1 protein-coding gene and 1 pseudogene are annotated in these 3,652 nt (G+C 38.9%); both read left to right on the top strand.

Annotated features, from left to right (window positions below; genetic code table 11):
- Window positions 1-713: 713 nt before the first annotated feature.
- Entirely contained in the window at window positions 714-3,200 is a 2,487-nt protein-coding gene (locus H5300_RS25915; RefSeq protein WP_182797283.1) for an Ig-like domain-containing protein, read from the top strand.
- A gap of 173 nt (window positions 3,201-3,373) precedes the next feature.
- Window positions 3,374-3,526, top strand: a pseudogene (locus H5300_RS25910) (ISAs1 family transposase); the annotation flags it as partial.
- Window positions 3,527-3,652 lie beyond the last annotated feature (126 nt).

The raw sequence follows: 3,652 nt of genomic DNA, 5'->3' as shown, positions 1-3,652 counted from the left end.
GGCCTCCTTAGTTCTCGCTTCGAGAATCACTGGCGGTAATATAATTAAATTGCAGAGGAGTCACCATTGGGCTCTTTTAGAAGTCAACGAATATAACCGACTATTAGTTGCTCGATAAGTGTCACAGCTGCCCCTTTCGACTTATGCTTCCACCTTGAAAGTATTCACACATTGGGGGGCCTAAAACTAATCCCCTCTCAAGCCGGACTTCCCCAGAAAGCCCAAACCAATCGCCTTGTTGGCGGATTTGAATATCCACATCGTGCTCGCGAATGCTTTGCATCTTCTTGCTGCTCGCATGCCAATGCACTGCCACATTATCTAAAGAGGTGATGACCTCTAACCACCGTTAGGCCTATTCGGTGTTTTTAACAAACACTTACCATCCTTTAAATTCAATGGCTTACATGCAAATCTCGTTAACCATGAGACGTTTATTTGTCTTAAAATGGCCATTTGAGACAGTTTACCCCCCACACTTTCCCTGAGATTAAAACGTGAATTCTACGCACAAAAAATGCCGCTAAAGCACCATTATTTTAGAATCATAGTTAGACACTACTCAAAGCTTACCTATAAAGCTGTTGAATGACATAAGTTATGGTTGTACTCTGAACTTTGCAGTCAATTATCTGGCGATTAATGTTACCTCTACCGAGTGAACACCATAGCTTTACCTTTAAAGCGCAAGAAGATGACAAGAGTGGTCGTAAATGAATAATATTACAAAGCTAATAACGTGGTTTGTGAGTCTCATGATTATCATCGGTCTTATTGGTTGCGGTGGCAGTAGTAATGATGCGCCAGATGAACCTGTAGTAACCGCTATCACTATCACTCCTAGCTCTACTGAGTTAGTTCAAGGGCAATCTTTGCAATTAGAAGCTAAAGCAAGTTATAGCGATAACACAAGCAAGGTGGTTACATCAGAAGGTCATTGGCAAACTAATAACGGCGAAATTGCTAGTATTACTAATGGTCTATTACTTGCTGTTGCTGAAGGTCAAACATCAATTACTTTCACTTATTCAGAGATCACTGGACAAAGCAATGTTACGGTTATCAGGCCCTCAGTTAAAGCTGATGTCACTTTGACTAATACCAATGAGCAGCTAAAAATTCGTTGGCAGTCAACATTTGATAATGAAAGTGGCTATAGGATTGAACTTAATCAGAATGATACCTGGAACACAGTTGCTCAGCATGGTTCAATAACTGAGGGTTTTTATGGCGAGTTGACATTAGCTAATACTAGCGGAAGCTATCGTATTCTGGCTGAGTTTAGTCATCAAGATCCTGTTTTATTAAGTTCAACGAAAGGTACCTCCGCGTTTGAATATTCAAAAGAACAAGCGCAAGAGCTAAAAATCATTTTGCCAGCAACATCCCCTTATCAGGGAATTGTAGATGTAAAACTGTCTCATGATGTACTTTCCAGTGAGTGGTTTATTGATAGCAATAAGGCCTATGGAAAAGTAACCGAAAATGTTCTGGCATTGGAAACAGCAAGGTACACTGATGGTCAACATAGGCTCGATGTAAGAGCTGAAATCACTCCCGATGTTTTTGTTTATCTCAATCAAGCAATAGAAATTTACAACCCAAACTTAACAGTATCCATGGTATTAAAAGATAATTTACCTGAACCGGATTCAGATAAATTACGAATATTGGTCAGACCGACGAGTAAAGGGAGTGTCACTCAAGTTAATTACTTAATAGATGGGGTAGAAATTAGCAGCCAGACGCAAGAGAACCCTATAGAGATTGAAGAATGTGATAGCTTTGGTTGTTCGACAGTAACTTATCCTTATCATTACGATTGGATAAAAGAATACGGTGAACACACGATTAAGGTGACAGTGCAAGACAGTGATAACGAGTATAAAGAAATTGAAAAAGTAACGGTCATCAATAATGCCCCTGTGCTAAATATAACCTCACCACTTTCACATGAGCTTATCACCAGCAATACACTCAATGTTACTGGCAATGTTGAAAATGAAAATGATACTGTAACCACAACAGTGTTATTTGGTGATGTTCAAATTGGCAAAAAAATGGGTACGGGTAGTTTTAGCTATGAGTATGACTTAGCTGGCTTGCCAGAAAAGGACTACCAAGTTGTTATAATTGCTGAAGATGAGTTTAATAAAAAAACCACAAATCAGATCACCTTTAAGTATGCGCCAAGCTTAGACTTTGTATCTCGAGTCTATGTAATCCCTACAGATCAATCTGTAGTAGAAATTAATCAACATCAGCTATTGTCAAAGGGTGTGCAATTTAACTACCAAGTTAAAGATTTAAGTTTACCCACTCAGAAAGCTCGTGAGATTAATTTTGAGTATAAGCCTCAAACCTATATGTATTACCCTCATGTAAACAATGAGGGGTATTTTAGTTCCGATTACGGACTTAATATGTTTCTAAATAAAACTGGAATCACTCAAAACCTTACTGATCTGATAACGGAAGGAAATGGAAACGGGTTTCATAGTAGTTTTATTAATAAAATGTTGATTCAACTGCCTAGTAATGGCAGTTATTTCTACATTTGGGACAGTGACTCTGTAACTTATGAGCCTTTAGCTCCACCAGCAGGTACAAGCCGTTGGCTCAATTGGCGCTTCACAAATAATGATGAATGGTTATGTCAATCTGCTCCATTAGGTCTAGCGTACGATGTGTATATATATCAATTTGGTTCTCAAGTTCTTCCTCAAAAACTCACTGAAAATAGTGGTAGCGGGTCGGGTAACCAAGGGTTTGGATCATTTTGTTCGGGTAATGATAGCGAGTACGTTTTCTATATTACTCAACCTCAAAATACTGAGGTTGCCTCGCTTCACTCCTTTAATATATTAACAGGTATAACAACAAATATAGCAACAGGACTGGTTAATTCCTCAAGTTCTGCAATGTATAAAGATGGAGTGTTGGCTTGGAGCGACAAGGCGAACAATGTAGTAAACATAAAGGATGTTTATACTGATGACACAATATCAATTACCGATGCAAACCTGAGCAAAGTTAGATTTGGTATGGTCAGTTACAGCACATCAGATGGCTTATTTATCTGGAATAAGAATACAGGTAAATCAACTAAAGTATGGCCTACAGGTGTTACCCATTATTTAAGTACCGATTCAGTTTATATGGTATCAGGACAATTTGTTTATAATGCAAATCTAGATTAAGTTTGGAATCGTTCACTATTCTTTGTCATTTTAATTAGTAATGATGTAGGGCTGATGCTCAGGGTGAGTTCGTGAACGTTTTTTGAACTGCTGATATTGACACACAATCTGTTTGACGCCTTGGCTTAGCTGTGATCTTATACTCTCTTTTAGGAGAGTAAATTATGTACCTTGCAATCCCAGAGCTAATAAAGCTTCTGGATATTGAAGGTGCTTTGGTTTCGATAGATGCCATGGGCTGCCAAGTTAGCATTGCAGAACACATTGTCGAGCAAGGTGGCAATTACTTATTTACGCTAAAATGTAATCAGGGCAATCTACATAAAGGTAGAGTAGGTCACTGGCTTCGGCACAACCCTTATCCAGCGACCCCTCTTCAATTCCGTGCATGAGGTTTTCCCTCACACGGCTTTCACATAAATGTTCACCCGCTCACCTTCACAGTTTTCGCC

It is taken from the genome of Vibrio sp. SG41-7 (genome assembly GCF_014164465.1).
GTDB lineage: Bacteria > Pseudomonadota > Gammaproteobacteria > Enterobacterales > Vibrionaceae > Vibrio > Vibrio splendidus.
The sequence above is the reverse complement of the archived record's forward strand: the minus strand, read 5'-3'. Positions and strand labels throughout refer to the sequence as shown.